The sequence below is a fragment of the Legionella stuttgartensis genome (genome assembly GCF_977063405.2).
Map to the genome: position 1 here is coordinate 13,307 of NZ_CDRUHA020000059.1, position 18,712 is coordinate 32,018.

Genomic DNA, 18,712 nt, shown 5'->3' on the forward strand with positions numbered 1-18,712 from the left:
ATGCAAGAGTCCATCGTTATCTCTATAAAATTTCTAACAAAAATGAGCTTCCCATCTCAAAAGGAATAATTGATAATAGCATGAATTATTATTAAAAATAGGATAAAAATCATGGAATTCAGCAAAATAAATCCGCTTGCTTTAAGTATTTCTATTAGTATTCTATCAGCACTTGCTTCATTTTTTATGGGCTTGGCGGCATTTGTTTTTTATACTGGTAAACCCTTTGTCGCCATGGTAGGCAGTATATATCTTTCATATACTCCCTCCGTGGCTAATGCCGGTCTAGGTGCGGGCATAGTACTCATGAACACTTTTGTTAGTAGTTATATTGCTGCTTGGGTATATAACTTTCTGCTCGATTACATTAGATAAGAGTTGGCTCCTTAGTATAATCTTGTGTCCCATGATAATGGGATGCAGTATAACAGTCTTCAAGGGAAATAAAATCAAACCAACAGGTTTGAAGTAACATCAACATCTTGTATCCCATTTCAACATTGGTTTCAATCAATTGATCGATAAGTAATTCTAATTGTTCATGCTGATGCAATGGTTGTTTTGCTTTCGGCTTTTCCTTACACATTTTAGCAAACATAGCCTGGAACCTTTCTTCAACCATTTTAGGTACGGTCGAATTACCATCAAAAATACGATGATCCGCGCTGATAGAGACGGGCAACATATCTTTAGGTACAAATGACTGTGTATCATGTTGCCAAACAGGTCTTCGATCAACTTCCATTATAGTAAATCGCATGGACTCAGTTTTACGAAGTGGTGCCATAGATTGGGTATAACCAAAAACACCAATATTACTTAATGAGATATACGGTGTTCCTGCGAGGGGATATGGATAAGTGTTATATGCATATTCATAAACCATATCTTTCATTAGTTGCTGTATACGTGGATTTGTTTTTTCTAAGTGTTCACGTTTTTTATAGCAATAAACCATCATACCTACTATGGTGCGAATTTTTGCAGACAAATCATAAAAGCTAAGATTATGACAATTTTCGAAAACAATTGTACCTAGATGATCACCACATCCCGGCAGCAATACGACAAGACCAACATAAGCTTCCTTCGTTTGGAAAATTTTTCGAAAACTCAAATAATTTCTAAAAGAATCCGAGAGCGTCATCCAGGAACTAACTGCCTGCAACATCAAAGTAGTCAAGGTCTCTGAAGCAAATTTTTTATTAAAAAAGTCAAGGCATGAGATATCGATCCTAAACTGTCCAGTCATCGTTGGATCGCTTGGGTTATCCCACTGAGTCATGAGTGCTTTTCGAATTGGAGTCATTTCAACTTCTCGATTTGACTCAGTATAATTTCGAACTCTAGGTAATAGTTCATCTGCAAATCCAATGAAATTCTTCCAATTTTCACTGGGTTCAAGATTGACTTTACTTAGCTGCTGAGTATGTTTTCTATTGAGGGATTCTTTAAAATGCATCACTCCATCAACACCCAATAAAGCACAAACAGAAGACATATATTTATATTGCATAAAAATATTGGTGATTAATTGTTCTTCCAGATAAGCAATTTTCGGTTTTATTTGCTCAACATCTGGCATACCAATATCACGATATAAATCGGCTTCGCATACATGACGATGCTCATCTTCGAGAATTGTTGTGAATACTTTTGGTGCAACACCATAACGATGTAGGCTTTCAAAAATTTCCTCAATCCATCCCTCACCTATAAGATTAAGCAACATAATTGCTACTTTAGGGCAACTTTCTGCTCGAATAAAATTACAAATGATTTCAATATGTGGGCTGTAGGGAGGTGGAGAAGCATAAGGGGCGCAAAGCATATAAACAATTTTAGTGAATACTAAGCCATGAAATATTTCGTCAAGCAATTGTTGACGCATGCGCTCTCTGTATTCAACAGTAGACATTTTTGATTCAAATTTAAGCGGAATTTGCACTGCCAATACTTCGAGCTGTGCTAAAAGTGAAAACGTGTAAATATAAAATAGCTTGTCAGATTGAAGCTCAAAAGGTAAACCATCGCAAAATAACTCGTCAATTCTATTTTTAATGAGTTGTTTCTCATCTGCCGTAATCTTGTTCCATCCCTCTAAAATCCATTTTTCTGCGCCCCAAGATGGTCTAAGTAATTCACTAAGTTCTTCCACAATATTTACCATAAAATCAAAGGTATTTCAGTATAGAGATAGCAAGCTTATGAGTCAATCATGCTCCGTTGCAAAAAAATTTTGTAATTTAGCTCCTCCTCACCTGAGTAAAATATGTTCAGCTCTTTTAATCTGTCATGTACAAAGTAAGATGCTTCCAATAACCATGATAATAATTAATAATGGAACGAATTATTAGGAAAATAATAGGTAGCTATATGAAATTCGGCAAAATAGATCCTGTTGCTTTAGGGGCATCTCTTGGCGCTCTCTCTGGAATATCTACATTCTTCATGGGGTTAATGATTGTAATTTTTAATAAAGGGAAACCCTTTACTGGTGTGATGGGAACAATATACATGACCTATGATCTCTCCTTACTCCAATGTGTTCTTGGTGCAGTCGGAGTATTCATTAGTACCTTCATTAGTAGCTTTCTCATCGCCTGGCTTTACAACACTTTGAGTAAACGAGTTTGAAGCAGATGTACAGTCCAATGTACGAGACAATAATGCGAACTAACTTCATTACAGAAGCTTAAAATTTTTTTTGAATTCCAGTACATAGATATTAAAGTTCAATGAATAGTTGGGAGTAGCTTAAAATTATGATAATTACTTCATACATCATTAATCCTATTGCATTACCCCAACCTCTAATTCATAATTTATTACCTTGCTTTTCTTATGGGTAACTATGTCTGCATCATTGATTGATGGAAAGGTTGTCGCTTCTCTTCGTCGAGAGGAATTAAAACACCATGTACATGATTATGTACAAATAAATCATCGCGCACCAGGTCTTGCTGTCGTTCTGATTGGCAATGATCCAGCCTCTACTGTCTATGTAACCAATAAGCGTAAAGCGTGTGTCGAAGTAGGTATTACCTCTCATTCTTATGACTTATCTGAAAAAACAACTCAGGAAGAACTAATCAAGCTGATTGATGATTTAAATTGCTCTGATCAAATTGATGGGATTCTTATCCAATTGCCATTGCCAAAACATATAAATGAACGTGTCATTATTGAGCACATCAAACCAGAAAAAGATGTTGATGGCTTTCATCCTTATAACTTGGGACGACTAGCACAGCGTAATCCATTATTACGCCCATGTACGCCTCTTGGCATAATGAATTTATTAAAACATTATCAAATTGAAGTCAAAAGGAAACATGCTCTAGTTATTGGTGCATCAAATATTGTGGGTCGCCCTATGAGTTTAGAATTACTCCTTGCTGGAGCAACAGTAACTATTGCCCATAAATTCACCCAACAATTAGAAAAATTTGTGCGAACCGCTGATATTGTGATTATAGCCACAGGAAAAATGGATATTATTGATTGTGAATGGCTAAGTAAGGAACAGATCATTATCGATGTAGGTATTCATCGATTAGCGGATGGTAGCATTAGAGGTGATATAGATTTTACAAAGGCGGTAAACAAAGTCTCATGGATAACTCCCGTACCCGGCGGCGTAGGACCAATGACTATTGTCACATTACTCGAAAATACACTAAAAGCGGCCACTTTAGCGAATCAAATAGACGGGTAATTGATCAATAAAAACCCCCCGCCTTTTATTCCAAAGCGTTTAATAACTGGCATCTTTTAGAGACGCTCAGCTACTTATCTAAAATATCCCAGTCAAAGTCTCCGCTCAACTCGTCGAAATCATCTTTAAATTCCTCTTTTAAACGTTTACGCTCTAGCTTCTCTTCGAGCATACGTCTAATGTTTTTTCGATGAGCTGTAGATTCGATATCATCATCGTAATTATAATCAGAGAATGATTGGTCATCATAGTCTTCGTGAAGATCCATAGCTTTCCCCTTTTATACTCTCTTAAAAAGAGTATAGTAGACAAATTATAAAAATGTTTTAGGAACACTATGCTCAGTTATCAACACGGATATCATGCAGGTAATTTTGCAGATGTCATTAAACATATTGCTTTAACCCATCTTTTGAATTACCTAACACGTAAAGATAAGCCTCTTTTTTATCTTGAGACCCATTCAGGGAAAGGCTTATATGACTTAAAGAATAAACAAGCTGAAAAAACTCAGGAATACAAACAAGGCATTCAACGAATTTGGCCTGATCAACGCACCCTACCCTCTGTTTTTCAAGACTATTTTCAGGCGATCAATCAACTCAATTCCACTCCTTCATTAAAATATTATCCTGGTTCACCGTTTCTCGCGATTAATACCTTACGTATGCAGGACAGAATGTACTTTTGTGAGCTTCATCCCAGGGAGTTTGAAGCTCTAACCCAGCTTCAGCGTATGAATAAGAAAGTGCATTTTAGCAATACTGACGGTATCGCAGCGATGAAAGCACTACTTCCACCGCCAGAAAAAAGAGGATTAATTTTTATTGATCCTTCATTTGAAATAAAAGACGAATATAAAGAAATTCCTCTTTCAATCAAACACGCTTATTCTCGTTTTTCTACAGGTGTATTTTGTCTTTGGTATCCGTTGGTCGATAAAAAATTGACTGATAGACTTAACAGAGGTATGAAAGAAATCAATGCCAAAAATGCTTTACGTATTGAATTTAATCTGACAGCAAAGCCAATGGAAGGTATGTCGGGTTGTGGTCTATGGATAATTAATCCACCCTTTACTTTAGCAGAAGAAATGAACACTGCCTTAAATATACTTAAAACTTATTTTAATCCGGATAGTTCCTCTTACATCATTGAGACTTATTCATGACGATTTATCCTATTCCTGCTTTTTCAGATAATTACATTTGGGCCATTATTGATACAACTGCAGGAACTTTTGATTGTGTCGATCCTGGTGATGCAGAAGCAGTAATCGAATTTGCACAGACACAACAACTGCGCTTGGGTTCTATTTTGTTAACTCATCATCATCAAGATCATATTGGAGGAGTAAGTCAATTACTCAAAACCTATCACTCATGCACTGTTTATGGTCCAAGTGATCCGCGCATCCCTTATGTAAATAATACGATACGAGAACATCAGTCCCTTCGAGTTGGGCGATGTGTTTTCAAAATTTTATTCAATCCAGGACATACCTCAAGTCATATTAGTTATTATGAACCTAGTAAAGGATTATTATTTTGTGGTGATACCCTTTTTTCTGCGGGTTGTGGCCGTGTTCTTGACGGGACAATGGAACAATTACATCAATCATTGCATCTTTTCAAAACATTACCCCCCACCACAAAAATATTTTGCGCCCATGAGTACACAGAACAAAATCTACGCTTTGCACAAACAGTGGAGCCTAATAATCCGGTTATTCAACAATACTTAAAAAAGATACAAAGCTCCTCCCAATTTTGCACGCTTCCGTCAACTCTGGAACTCGAATTATTAATTAATCCCTTTTTACGTACCAATCAGCCCGAAGTACAAAAATATGCATTAACACATGGGGCAACATCAAATAACTCATTAGAAGTATTCAGCGTTTTAAGAGAAGAAAAAAACATATTTAAATAAGACCAGGTTTTTATGGAGATACAAACCGAGCTGGCACAACTAATTGAGGCATTTTCACTTTTTCAGCGGGAGATGTGGAGGGTAATTTGTTCTCACTGACTCCCCTCTTCATATCGATACTGGAGGTCTTTTTCCCCATAAAAAACCCAAGTTTTGAATTTGAAAGAGTGGGAATTATACTTTCATTCGAAGCTCCTCTTGCCTTTTGTCTTATCTTCTCATGAACCAATAATTTAGATTGCATATCTTCATTCAAAACAAATGAGGGTATCTCATCCAATAATGCCGTTTTTTCTGAGAGATTTGATTGTTCATTGCTTTGTGCGGAGAATTGGTTAAGAAAGACGGGGGCAACCATCCATGCAGCAAGAGCAAAACAGACTAAAGCCACAGGGATAGACAAATATATAAAGCTATAGCTGATAAAAGCCACTGTTGCCATTAAGACAACAAGCTGCTTTAAGCTAAAATGCTCCGATGAGTCTTTAACCTCCTGCTCGAGTTTGGGTGCTACTGCATTTACCACAGGCTTCAGTTTCGCTAACTCGCTTTTAAACTTACTCAGAGTTAAAAGATACGTTTTACGAAGATTTAACATGTTTTGTTTATTTTCTTCTGCAATACGCTCATGATTCGTTTGATAATCCAATAACTCTTGAATCGCTTGTCGACTTTTCTTAGGTAGATCATCAGGTATTGTTTCGAGCCATTGCCCCAATTCCTCAAAAATAGTCTCCTCGGGAAGTTGCTCCATTAATGCAAAAAAATTTGGATGAGCGGTTATCTTGATTAAATTGATAAATTCAGGAAATGAAAAAGAACTTATTTGACCTATAAAATTAGAGTCTAACAAACTTAATTGCAACAAACTTTCATAATAAGGACTATTTTTTAATACATTTAAAACTCTCTTTGAGTGGCAAGCATGTTGCAAAAAAGCCATGACCGTGTCAACTTGTAATAACTCATTAGGTTTGCATTCTCTGTACTGTTCCAACAGCTCTAGAACATCGGGAATAACTTGTAGCCATGGGATGTATTGTGGTTTTTCTATAAGCTCTAAGTATTTTGATAAGGCTAATAGAAGCGCTTTATTTTTTACTAATGGACCAAACTTATCTAGTAAAAGTCCTATGGTAATTTTTTCATTATCTAATGTCGTAATTGCATGAATGGCCTCCGATAAATCATTACCAATGTCGTCAATACCAATAAGTATTTGTGCTACTAGAGACTCTGAATTTGCAAAACTACGTTTGAGCGTTTGTTTTATCCATCCGAAAATCGTGGGGATGATAAAACGATTTATAATAAAAGACATTGGTCCTCCAATAAATATGGAGCCGACACTAAGGACATGACTTATTCCTGTGAACCATGTGGTTATACTTGAAATATCGAGGGTAGGAAGACGTATCTCATCCCATTTTTTTTCAAGTATCTTAGCCTTCGTTGTATCAATATAATTTTCTATATAACTTCTGATCGACTTGACAGGAACTAATTTTCCAATTACCGGGATGGTTTGCGCAAATTCCAACATTTCATCCAAACTTGTTTTAATTAGTTTAACGTATGCATTTATCTGCTCTGATCCAAGCATTCCCTTTTCATCTACAGCATTCCCCAGTGCCTGTTTAAAGCTGCATTTCTTTTTAAAATAAGGATCAAAAAGCTCAACTAATTCATCTAAGTTATCAAAATTTTGTTTTGTTATCTTATGACCATCCAGTTTCCATTTACGGTGAAAAATGTCTGAAAAAATCCGTAATTGCTTAACTGTGGTTTGCAAATGAGGCGTTAATTTTTTTACAGTTTCAAGTGGAATAGAGGGTTGTACGAATTGCACATCATTAAATTGATTTTCTGGAAGCCAATTATCCACCACGTGTTGATAATCACTGATTCGTGTTGACAAAAATTCATCTATTACTTCATCATCGAATAAGGGGTGTTGCTCTAATAATTTTCCATAATGCTTCTCTGCATTTCGATTTAAGGAACTTAAAGAACGCAATAACTGCTGTGGATCCGCAATCGAATTATCCTCTCCATATTGGGATGCTAATATTTTATCAGCAGTTTCCCGCAGTTTTAGAATCTGGTTTACCATAAAGTTACGAGCTTCTTCTAACAAACGAGTTTTTGCACGTTCTTGTTGTTGTTTTAGGCTAATATTGAGTTGATGTTTTCTAAAAGCAGCTGCCAAAGTTTCTGGGGAGTCAGAAGGATTACCTAGATTTTGTGCATCAATGATTGAGATAAATTGTCCAGGCTTCCCATTTCGAGCTGACCTTCCTTGAATTTGGCGCAACTCACTGGGAGTTAAATCGGTACATAAATTAATGGTCAATAAACCATCTTCATGCTCCGGATCAATATCTGCACCTCGAGCAAGACTTTGATTCGCCGCAGTTAAAACATCATCTTTTCCAGCAGTATAAATTATATTTTCTTCTGATTTCCCTGCCTCTTCGAAACCATGATAACTCTGAATTTTCCAGTCTGTTCGCGACGTAATAAAATTCTTAAATAACTCTGTATATTGTGGTGAGCGGGTAATTAACAAAATAGGTTGAGTTGGATTTTGCAGTTTGTGTTGCTTAATCCACTCAAATGTTTTATGAAGATGCTCTTCTCTCCCGAACACTGTTATTAATCCCAGATCTTTGGATCGATCCGGATAAAATGTAGGATAACTGAACGCTAGTAAACCTTGCTGCGTATAAAACTCAGCCCGTTCTACGCAGGACCCAGCTGTTCCAGTCAAGCCAATAATAGGGCCATTATGTAATCGATAATAATCAAAGAAATTTTTTGCACTGTTAACAAGGATTGTTTCGGTGCTCGGTTCAATTTTGAATGGATGAACTGGTGGCGGTTGTTTATTATTTAGCCGTGTATGGAGTAATTGTTGGACATACTCTGAATAATTAACATTAGGAGCTGGTCTTTTAGTACTATCAATTATAGGGGCTGCATAAAAATATTCCTTACCCTTTTCACTTATTTTAACGATGTAATAGTCTTCTTTCTCTTCAAGCTCATGAGCAATCATGGCTGATTCAATTAACATCCCTAAAAACTCGTTGGGTATTTTTTGTATAAAATCAAGAAACTCTTTACTTGGTTTTTTAGCAATAAAATAATTCTTTAAATTAACGATATCGTCGTCTTTGCTGCAGGGATTATTTAGATAAATTTCCTTTTCTTTAACAAATTCAAGTAATAACTTATTCAGTTCGGGCCACAATTTTGTATCTTTGCCCATAAGATCTATTGTAGCTGCCAAGCGAAACTGCACGGTAGAAGTTAAAGTTGCATCAATTTCATCCCCCACCAAAGAGGGATTAGTTGGCATCACTTTTTTTTCCAACGCCATACGCATGCGAAATAAAGAAAGATTCGATGCCGTAGAATAATTTATGCCGTTGGGGATATATTCTGGATGAGTACTTTGTGCAGTGATAATGCTTTTCCCATAAGGGATTCCTAAATATTGATAGAATGGTGAAAATTTCTCCAAGGCGTTTTTAGCCAATTGATCATTTTCAGTAACAATATCAACCGTTCGCCCCATTCCACACAGTAAAACAGCATGCATTGCAGCAACAATACTCTTCCCTTCTCCGGTTTTAATTTCATGAATTATGTTGCCCGGATAATGAATGTGTTTTAGAAGTGTTAATATTTGCGTGTGTCGAGGAAATTTATTAGTAGTTCTATATAGAGCTTCAACACTTAACGCAATTAATAGTAATTGGTTACGTTGAACATTCACTCCTCTATATAATTGTTCTTGTAGTACTTTGAACAGGAGCTGAAACTCTCTTTCATTCAATTCATTAATAGTGACTTCTTTGTTAACTCCATCCACATAAATTTTTATGGGATTTTGAGCCATATAGGACATTACAAATTGATAATCCTGCAATAACTGCGCTTGTTCCTGAGGGCTCAATGGTAAATCGTCATCTGTTTCATGCGATTTCAGTTTAATTTGCGAAATTTGTTCCCTTATTACTTCGGGATTATAATCATATCTTTCGAGGTTCTCTTGATATTTTTTACGCAAAAATAATGCAGTAGCCTTTTCTAAAGATGTAGCTGCCAATAGTTTTATGACATCTTCAACATTCGCTATCTTTAATTTATAGATCGATGCTATTTTCTTCAAATCCTGGATTGGTTTGTTGTTAAGATTTTGCAATTGAGTTAACAGCGATTTGTTCTTTGTCTGACAAACTTGACCGAGCAGCAACAAGCAGCGTATGTCCTTTTCTTTTTTTTGCTCGAATAAAGAAATTATTTCAGGGAGTTCTTGAGTAAGACCCTGTTGGTAAAGCCCCTCCAGTAAATTTAATGCAAGTGTATTGGGTTTAACTATTTCTAAGAGTTGGATTATTCGTCTTAATTCAGTCGCATCTAAATCCGAATGGGACTTTAGGAAATGGCTGCCTCCTTCACTATCAATAAGGGGAATAAGTTTCTTAAAAAGTTGTTGCGCTTCGACCACTCCAAATGGCAACAAAATTTCCATTAGATTAAACAATAAATTAAGATCTCCTTTCACTCCAATTAATAAAAAAGTTTCCAGAAGCGTGCTAATTAAATCTTTTGTGTTGGCTAAGGCGTAGTAAAATTCAGGCTTTTTCGCCAAAATCAGTAAGAAATGAGCAGTTAACTTGTCTAATGATGGTTGATTTTCATGTTTTGATATTTCTGTAGCCACAAGCTGGATCAAAGAAATAAATGAATCCTGGTTTAGGGTTTTATCAAGAAAATGGTCAAAGACAAGATGCACAAAGGACTTTGAATTTACTTGAAAGATTGTATTATTAGAATACAAGCAGGCCTTTATTTTATCAAAATTCCCCAGAAAATTTCCCATATCCATTTTTGGATAAAGTTTTTCTAAATAATACCTAATAAGTTTTTTATATTCCGGAGAACTATTTAACTCATCACACCAAACATCTATAAGTGGCCATGGAGAAAGCCCAACTTCATTTATGGCGGGAAGTGCTTTTATCAAGTTTTCTTTTTGCGTTGATAGGAAATGTTCTATATTTTTTTTAGGAAATTTTCTTAAGAAGATTTCTGGTATTGGAGTTTTAGCGGTTTTGTACGCAAAAGTATGCTGATTTTGCCAAATACTCCATAAGCTCTGAATCCCCTTATGTTCATCGGTGGTTGTTTTGTTTAATTGTAAAAATAAACTGTTGATGCATAAAAAAATCTCATCAGATGATAGTGAATTAGACAAGCTATGGCTTTTTATAAAAGCCATAAATTGCTCCGTAAATCTCCTGTGGTCGAGATCCCGATGATATCCTTTCCCGGTATATTGAGTGACATAGAAAGCAAATAAGAGTTCTGAGATAAACTTCGTGTTTGGACTTACTGCTTGGTGTATCAGTGGTTCATACAAATTTCGATAATAATTAAGACTTTCCCTTAGGTTTTGTGCTCCCAAGTATCGAAAGACAGCTGTTTTAAGCAAACTATTGTCGGGTTGATGACTTTTAAGAATGTTTAAAAGTTCCATCTCAGAAATGGAATAAGCATTATTTTTAGGATTGATAGCTGATGCATGAATTTGCATTTCAGAAGAAATCACGTGAAACCCATTCCAAGTACAAGCATATGGAACATCCATAGGTAAAAATGAAATCCCTTTGATTTCTTCAATTTGTTCTTCTAATGCATGCTTGGATATGGCATGGTCAAGTAAGCGTTCTAGCCCTGTTGCGAATGTTTCAAATGAGGTAACTGGAGCAATACATAAACCATAATCATTAATTAAGTTTGATGTAAGTTGACTTAATAATTTTTGTGCTTCCTCCTCATTATTTTCGCTGTACGCCAAAAACTTTGCATACAATCGGTACCATAAAGCTTCAACCGTCCAGAGATTATGGGCAGTGATTTGGAAATTATTTTCTGCAGCAAATGACATTAAGTGCAAACAAAATCGGTCGAAATCAGGCCATTCATCCGGGGATTTGGAAATAGGAATTCGCGCAGCTAATCTTATAAAAGTTGATTTTAAGAATGCCTTAAGAACTTCTTTGACGGCTGAACTATTGACTGCATATTGAAAGTAAATCTTATAAAAATAGTCTAATAATGCCCGTTCTTTCAAAAAAGATAATAATTTTAAAAACGAATCAAGACCCTTTTTATGATTACAAATAAGAATTTGTAAAAGGATTTTTAAGTTGTCCTCATTGTGCACAGTAAAACGTGCCATAAATTGCTCTAAAAGCTCAACTTCCCCCAATCGATTCGGACAATAAAAACGTATTAAAACGAGAAATTGATGCTCCAGAACGCCAATTTCTTCCTTATTTAAAGATGGATGCGAATTAAAAAGCTTAAGCAGTGATTCAACACTCTGAATAAGTTCAATTTTTTGTCTACTGTCAACCGAGCCCAGTTCCTCTTCAGTAATAAGTATGCAAGGTTGAAGAGAAGGTACAAATAATTCCTCAGTGGGCGACTTTTGTTCTATAGATGGTATATTCCATAAGCGTGAAAGAAGTATTGAAGATACAGACTTGGGTATATCATTTGACGTGGTTGTATAATCATATAGGGTGCGCCCAAATAAGTAATGGTCCTTAATTATTCGATTTTCTTCAAACAGTCCATCGCGAATAAGCTCGATATTCGCTATAAGAGAATCAGCCACAATCGCTTCAATATTATCTATTGCATAATGAGGTAGTTTAATTTTTATAGCGGAGGACAAACCCTCTTCAGCCATCAATCCAATACCGAATATTTTAGCGGCTACTTGCATACGAAAGGCATTATCATTTGCAAGTTGTCCATAAAAATGCGCACGACTATGGTGCTTTAAATAAAACTCAGTGAGACACCCTGCTTGTTTCAATAACTGTTCTTCATTGACGACAGTCGGTAGTTTTTTTTTGGCAAAAGTCTCTAATCGTCTACAAAAACTTTCTAAATTAACTTTTAAATCCCATGATGAAGCAACTGTCGTTTGGGAAGACACAGCTGCAGCGTGCACGGATTGCTGATTAACCGCTTGTTGCTGAGTGTTTTGAATTTGCTGATTAACCGCTTGTTGCTGAGTGTTTTGAATTTGTTGATTAACTACCTGTGTCTGCGCAATAGATTCTTGCTGTGTTATAGATAATCGTGCAGTGGACTTTAGTTGTCCACGACTTAAAGTTTTGGACCTGCGTATATTTTCGCTTACTTCTTTTGCATATATATATGCAGTAGGTTTATTTTGGGGTGTTTTCTCATAAATTTTATTTAACAATCTGAGTTTTTTCTCAAAAAGATCAGGAGCTAATGCTAATTCTTGAATATTTCTGTATGTAGCCGATAAAAAATTTCTTGAAGACAAATAATACCCTGCCTCTTGCGGAAGGGGTTGAAAAAGACAGGACGTTTCCTGAGTTTCGGGTCTTAGTTCCAATAAATTCGCATTAATATTATCTTTAGTAATTAAAAAAATGTGAATCATTGAAGTAGACTTACTTTCTTTTATCAACCTTAAAATATCTTCATAAACCTTTTGTCGCTCGAACTCATTTTCATATTGGCTTCCCCTAAAAACGAAAGTCAGTTCCGGAATCTCGTAGAAGACACTGTTTCGAAAAAAATTAATTAATTCAGAAACATTAATTGGATAAGCAAGAGCGATAACCTTAGAGATGGAGGCTGTTTTTAAAAACTCATAGGAAATGGATACTTTGTAGCTAATAAAAGATGCGAAGACAGAATCAAAAAAACGATAATTTTTCAACGGAGTAGTGTAATCTATATAAGGTTTATCCCAATCAGTGGAATAAGGGTTATTTGAATAATGATTAGCAATCGTTTGATTAAGAGGATCTCGTGCTGATATAGAGGGTTTATATTGATAAAATATCCCTTTTCCTATTTGATAAGATAAACGATCTGTCATTTTCTTGTATTCAGTGGTAGTTCTTACACATACATCAATACCCGGTCGAAAATGAGAAGGGGGTTCTTCATGTTCAGGCACTAGAAATACTTCGCGAAAATTTATACCAATTGTAAAACCATTTTCCAAATACTGATCCAATTTCCTAAGCAGGATATTGGTTAAAAACGATTTATCATACCAATCGCCAAGCTCATCCAGTTCAGCTATAGTGTCCAACGAAAGGTATGCTTTACGACTCCGCCAAAACGGTAGACTTTGAATTGTGTGTTCTGAATTCCCACTCTGGAGTTGCATAGCGGCAATTTTTTCAGCATAGGGATTTTTAAACCATCCCATTAAGAATTGTTTTAGTATAGGGATAGTTAAATTGTGAATAACCCCTGACTCAGAAGAAGTCCATAAGTACTTTGGTTTATTCTGGACAGAAAAAAAAGAGGTAGGGTGTTTTTTTACATAAAGAAAAGCTACATCTGAATTTTTCATGAAACCACTTTATTAATTATGCTATGAAAACCACACCTACCATTAATAAATGAGCTATCCAAATCCCGCGAGATAGAGTGCCCTCACCTTAATCAATGTGCAAGTATATTGTTCTTTATCGTGTTTCACAATGAAAAATATATTTTTAAATAATCGAAATTCAATTTTAAGCACTAAAGAAAAAGGTATGTTTATCATTTACAGTTCAAAACTGTTAGTCATAAAGAATTAATTTTATTCTTTATGGCTTAGATGAATTCAACAAGGGTTTAATACTATGGCTAATTTTAGTAAACTCAATAGCTAATAATATTCATAGGTATTGACCATTGAAATTTAAGTTTTTCAAAATAAAAGTTTTTTTATTCTGGCTACTCATTTTTTTGGGCATTACTAACAACACAATAACCTTTGCAGCGGTTGATTCCTGGGAAGTATTACGCGCTCAACTCACCTTAGATCATCAAACATCGCGGCCTGAAGTACAGGAGCAAATCCGCTGGTTTATAGCACATCCAGGCTTTCTTACTAAAGTATGTCGTCAATCTGAACCCTATCTTTATCATATTATTTATGAAGTAAATAAGCGAAATCTCCCTGGAGAGTTAGCTCTGTTACCCATGATTGAAAGTGCTTATGATCCTTTTGCTTATTCCGTAGCGGGTGCGGCGGGATTATGGCAACTGATGCCACAAACGGGAGCAGGCTTGGGATTAAAACAAGATTGGTGGTTTGATGCACGGCGCAGTATCAGTTCCTCTACCGATGCCGCGCTCAATTATCTTCTATATCTTAATAGATTCTTTAATGGCAATTGGGTTCTGGCCATAGCTGCATATGATGCAGGCGAAGGGACTATAGACCGAGCGATCAAAGCAACGGGTGGACGTGCTCAAAGTTTCTGGGATTTAACCGTCCCAAGAGAAACTCAAATATACGTGCCTCGTCTGCTCGCCTTAGCAGAAATCATTAAAAGTCCCACACAATATAAAGTAACATTACCTGAAATTCCTTATCTTCCTTATTTTGTCGAAGTAAATATTGGGAGTCCAATTGATTTAAACCACGCTGCGAAAATGGCGGGAATCAGTTATAAAGAATTAATCAAATTAAATCCGGGTTTTAATCGTTGGACAACCGCTCCCGATAAGCCCATCAAATTGTTAATCCCTGCTGAAAAAGTACATCAATTTAATTTAAATCTTGCGAACCTTCCTGCAGAAAAACGTGTGAGCTGGGAAAAGCACATCGTACAACCTGGCGACAACTTGGATAACATTGCTGTTAGATACCACACAACGGTGAATTTAATAAAACAGTTAAATCAGCTGAGGACAAATCATGTTGAGCCCAATCAGTTCCTTTTAATTCCGAGTACCAGAAATACCCCGGTAGTAGTTAAACGAGAGCCAGCTATAAATGTCCTCCCATTAGAACATCAAATAACTGTCCCACAAAATCATCGTGTTATTCATATTGTCCAAGAGAATGAGACCTATCAGACGCTGATAAAAACGTATGGTGTTAGTGTTAAAGAAATTCAAATGTGGAATAAATTAGCAACAACTCAAGCTCTACAAAAAGGGCAACAACTCATTATTTTGAAAAAAGTAACTCCACCAATACACTACATTGTAAAAAAGGGGGACAGCCTCAGTTCTATAGCGCAACAACATAAAACCAAAATAGAACGTATTCTTTCATTAAACCCCGGCCTCAATCGAAACGATCCTTTATTAAGTGGACAAAAAATATTAGTCGGTTAATTGATAGGCGTTAAATGAGTTAATGAAGCATAGCCCCGATTTACTCTGTTCTTGGACTGAACTAACCGTTTTTATGAATACATAATTCCCGATTGCTAACAATTATTTTGCATTTGTAGTATAAAGCAAGGAGGTGAGCACAAAAACTTGTGTTATAATGAAAGTAACTTATTTTATTGCATTAAAGTATATGAAATTACTATTTGATTTTTTTCCTATAGTTTTATTTTTTATAGTATACAAGTTTTTTGGTATCTATACTGCGACAGCTATTGCGATGATTGCCTCTTTAAGTCAAGTCGCTTTTTACAGATTAAAATTCCAGCATTATGAAAAAATGCATCTAATCAGTCTTGCAATAATCATGGTTCTTGGAGGAGCTACCCTCTTCTTCCATAATCCCTGGTTTATTAAATGGAAGCCAACCGGTATTTATTGGCTCTCAGCTTTAGTCTTTTTTAGTTCAGGTTACATTGGCAGCAAACCATTGATCCAAAAAATGATGGAAGCAAATGTAACGCTACCAGGAAGGATCTGGTATAGACTGAACACAGCATGGGTATTGTTTTTTATTTTAATGGGTGCAGTAAATATTTACGTTGCCTATAATTTTAATACCGATGCCTGGGTTAACTTTAAGTTATTTGGTGGGGTTGGTTTTACTCTGCTTTTTGTATTAATTCAAGCTTTTTATCTAACAAAACACATGGACGAGACTGGCCTTGAAAAACAATAGGAGCAAGAATGAGACTATTGCTAGTAGAAGACGACGAGTTACTTGGTGATGCGGTCAAAACCGGCTTAACCCAATTTGGTTATATAGTAGATTGGCTTAAAGATGGTGAAGCAGCTCGCGCGGCTTTAAAATCCGAATCATTTGAGCTAATTATTCTAGATTTGGGTTTACCAAAGCTATCTGGACTCGCATTATTACAAAGCGTACGCCATGATGGTAATCCTACTCCAGTTATTATTTTAACAGCCCGAGAATCAGTTGAAGATCGTGTAAAGGGATTGGATAGTGGAGCAGATGATTACTTAATTAAGCCCTTCGATCTCAACGAACTTAGCGCAAGAATCAGAGCTCTAGTTAGACGTTCACAAGGCCGTGCTGACTCAGTTCTGCAATATAGAAATATTACTCTAGATCCAGCCGCCCACTCCGTATTCGTTGATGATGTTTTAGTTAATGTTCCACGTAGAGAATTTGCATTATTACAGAAACTTCTAGAAAACAGCGGTCAGGTTTTATCACGTGAACAGCTCATGCAAAGTATTTATGGTTGGGAGGAAGATGTAGATAGTAATGCACTTGAAGTTCATATACATAATCTACGTAAAAAACTTAATGCCAACTTTATTCGAACAATTAGAGGTGTTGGATATATGGCAGAAAAAAATGATGGTATTGCTGTATCGTGAAATCTTCTATAAGAAAGTTTCTTCTAATCAATCTATTGTTGGCCATTACTATAACGACCACATTAACTGCTATAGGTAACTACTATCTTGATCAAAAGGATATTCAAGATCACTTGGATAGTTTAATGGCCGTTTCCGCTCTTTCTTATCAAGCTTTATTAGGTGATGATCTTCATCAACGCCCTCTTGCGAAAATTCAAGAAGCACTCGAAACAATCCCGCAAAAGATTGATACATACTATCAAAAGAGATTTCTGAATGAAGAGCCTCCTGAAAATTATCTCGATAAGTTTAATTTTCAAGTGTGGACCAATGGTGGAAAACTGTTATTGCATTCCTCCTCAGCACCCAAAATTCCTTTGACTTCTGAAGTAGATGGATTTAGTGATAAAAAAATATCCACCCAAGATTGGCGTGTTTTCACTACTTACAATGATAAAGCAGGAATTCGCACCGTTTTAGCTGAGCGTTACGATACCCGAAACGAGCTAGGTCATCGAATTGCACAAGATGACCTCTATATTATGCTTTTAACATTCCCATTATCTGGCTTATTAATATGGATTATTATTGGCCGTGGTTTAGATAGTCTGGATAAGGTTGCAGAAGAAGTAGCTAACCGCGCCCCCACTCATCTTGAACCGGTTGATTTACACGAAGTTCCGGAAGAAATCAAACCCGTAATTGACGAATTGAATAAATTGTTTTTCAGACTCAAAGAAGGATTCGAACGCGAAAAACGTTTCGCAGCTGATGCAGCGCATGAACTACGCACCCCTCTTGCCGCACTAAAAACACAAGCGCAAGTAGCATTGCATTCTAATGATATAGAGGAAAAAAATCAGGCACTACAAAAGCTTATTGCAAGTGTTAATCGAAGTACCCACATAGTTCAACAGTTACTTACTATGAGCCGACTTGTACCAGAAGCAGCGCACATGGATGAGAAAGATGAAGTTAACTTAAGTCGATTAACTCGCGAAATACTTGCTATGCTTGCACCTGCGGCGGTCGAAAAGCAAATTGATCTTGAATTTGAAAGTGATGCAGAAAATTTAACTGTTTATGGAAATTCTACTGCTCTGGGAATATTAATTCGTAACCTTGTTGATAACGCTATACGATACTGTAATGCACATGGACGGATTATCGTACGTCTGGCTAAATTAAAAAATGAGATAATGCTTGAAGTCAGTGATAACGGACCAGGTATCCCAGCGGAATTACAATCACGTGTTTTTGAGCGCTTTTTCCGTGTCTTAGGAAACAAAAGCCCCGGAAGTGGTCTTGGCTTAGCAATAGTTCAGCAAATTTCCGAATTGCATGGTGGAAGACTTATGCTCGATACCCCTAAAGAAGGCACAGGTTTAATTGTAAGATTCTTCATACCTGTCCAAGAAAATAAATAATGTAGTAAACAGGTGCATATCTGCACCCGAAGAA

At 36.1% G+C, this 18,712-nt stretch carries 12 protein-coding genes; 9 read left to right on the forward strand and 3 right to left on the reverse strand.

All coding sequences use genetic code 11. The annotated features are described in order from the left end of the window. Positions 1-111 precede the first annotated feature (111 nt). Positions 112-375, forward strand: coding sequence for a hypothetical protein (locus ACWTEW_RS18290; protein WP_182393310.1), 264 nt, complete (start codon positions 112-114; stop codon positions 373-375). Here the strand turns inward: ACWTEW_RS18290 and ACWTEW_RS18295 are convergent. Then, entirely contained in the window at positions 368-2,158 is a 1,791-nt protein-coding gene (locus tag ACWTEW_RS18295) for a 2-oxo acid dehydrogenase subunit E2 (RefSeq protein WP_454783087.1), read from the reverse strand. The genes ACWTEW_RS18290 and ACWTEW_RS18295 overlap by 8 nt on opposite strands. A 218-nt stretch (positions 2,159-2,376) precedes the next feature. Here ACWTEW_RS18295 and ACWTEW_RS18300 point away from each other — a divergent pair, with 218 nt between their 5' ends. Continuing rightward, entirely contained in the window at positions 2,377-2,637 is a 261-nt protein-coding gene (locus ACWTEW_RS18300) for a hypothetical protein (RefSeq protein ID WP_454783088.1), read from the forward strand. Between the two features lie 217 nt (positions 2,638-2,854). After that, entirely contained in the window at positions 2,855-3,718 is an 864-nt protein-coding gene (folD, locus tag ACWTEW_RS18305; RefSeq protein WP_454783089.1) for a bifunctional methylenetetrahydrofolate dehydrogenase/methenyltetrahydrofolate cyclohydrolase FolD, read from the forward strand. A 70-nt stretch (positions 3,719-3,788) separates the two neighbouring features. Here folD and ACWTEW_RS18310 read toward each other — a convergent pair whose 3' ends face one another. After that, complete coding sequence (locus tag ACWTEW_RS18310; RefSeq protein ID WP_454783090.1) at positions 3,789-3,986, reverse strand: PA3496 family putative envelope integrity protein; 198 nt, start codon at positions 3,984-3,986, stop codon at positions 3,789-3,791. Positions 3,987-4,055: 69 nt separating this feature from the next. On the opposite strand from ACWTEW_RS18310, the gene ACWTEW_RS18315 reads away from it, so the two are divergent. Both ACWTEW_RS18315 and gloB read left to right on the forward strand, forming a co-directional pair. Next, positions 4,056-4,889, forward strand: a complete 834-nt coding sequence (locus ACWTEW_RS18315) for a 23S rRNA (adenine(2030)-N(6))-methyltransferase RlmJ (protein WP_454783091.1) — start codon at positions 4,056-4,058, stop codon at positions 4,887-4,889. After that, positions 4,886-5,650 carry a hydroxyacylglutathione hydrolase gene (gene gloB, locus ACWTEW_RS18320; RefSeq protein ID WP_454783092.1) on the forward strand — a complete coding sequence of 255 codons (765 nt, stop codon included), beginning with the start codon at positions 4,886-4,888 and terminating at the stop codon, positions 5,648-5,650. Before ACWTEW_RS18315 ends, gloB begins: the two co-directional genes overlap by 4 nt. Positions 5,651-5,660: 10 nt before the next feature. On the opposite strand, the gene ACWTEW_RS18325 is transcribed toward gloB, so the two are convergent. Then, a complete protein-coding gene (locus ACWTEW_RS18325) occupies positions 5,661-14,081 on the reverse strand; it encodes a preprotein translocase subunit SecA (RefSeq protein WP_454783093.1) in 8,421 nt (2,806 codons plus the stop codon). Between the two features lie 329 nt (positions 14,082-14,410). Here ACWTEW_RS18325 and ACWTEW_RS18330 point away from each other — a divergent pair, with 329 nt between their 5' ends. The 4 genes from ACWTEW_RS18330 (at position 14,411) to ACWTEW_RS18345 (ending at position 18,678) form a co-directional block, all read left to right on the forward strand. Then, the gene (locus ACWTEW_RS18330) at positions 14,411-15,847 is read left to right on the forward strand and encodes a lytic transglycosylase (RefSeq protein ID WP_454783094.1); all 1,437 of its coding nucleotides are present in this window, start codon (positions 14,411-14,413) and stop codon (positions 15,845-15,847) included. A gap of 190 nt (positions 15,848-16,037) precedes the next feature. Beyond that, entirely contained in the window at positions 16,038-16,583 is a 546-nt protein-coding gene (locus ACWTEW_RS18335; protein WP_454783280.1) for a septation protein A, read from the forward strand. A gap of 8 nt (positions 16,584-16,591) precedes the next feature. Continuing rightward, on the forward strand, positions 16,592-17,269 hold the full coding sequence (locus ACWTEW_RS18340; RefSeq protein WP_058512365.1) for a response regulator: 678 nt from the start codon (positions 16,592-16,594) through the stop codon (positions 17,267-17,269). Further along, on the forward strand, positions 17,266-18,678 hold the full coding sequence (locus tag ACWTEW_RS18345; RefSeq protein ID WP_454783095.1) for an ATP-binding protein: 1,413 nt from the start codon (positions 17,266-17,268) through the stop codon (positions 18,676-18,678). The genes ACWTEW_RS18340 and ACWTEW_RS18345 overlap by 4 nt, the downstream gene beginning before the upstream one ends. Positions 18,679-18,712: the final 34 nt, after the last annotated feature.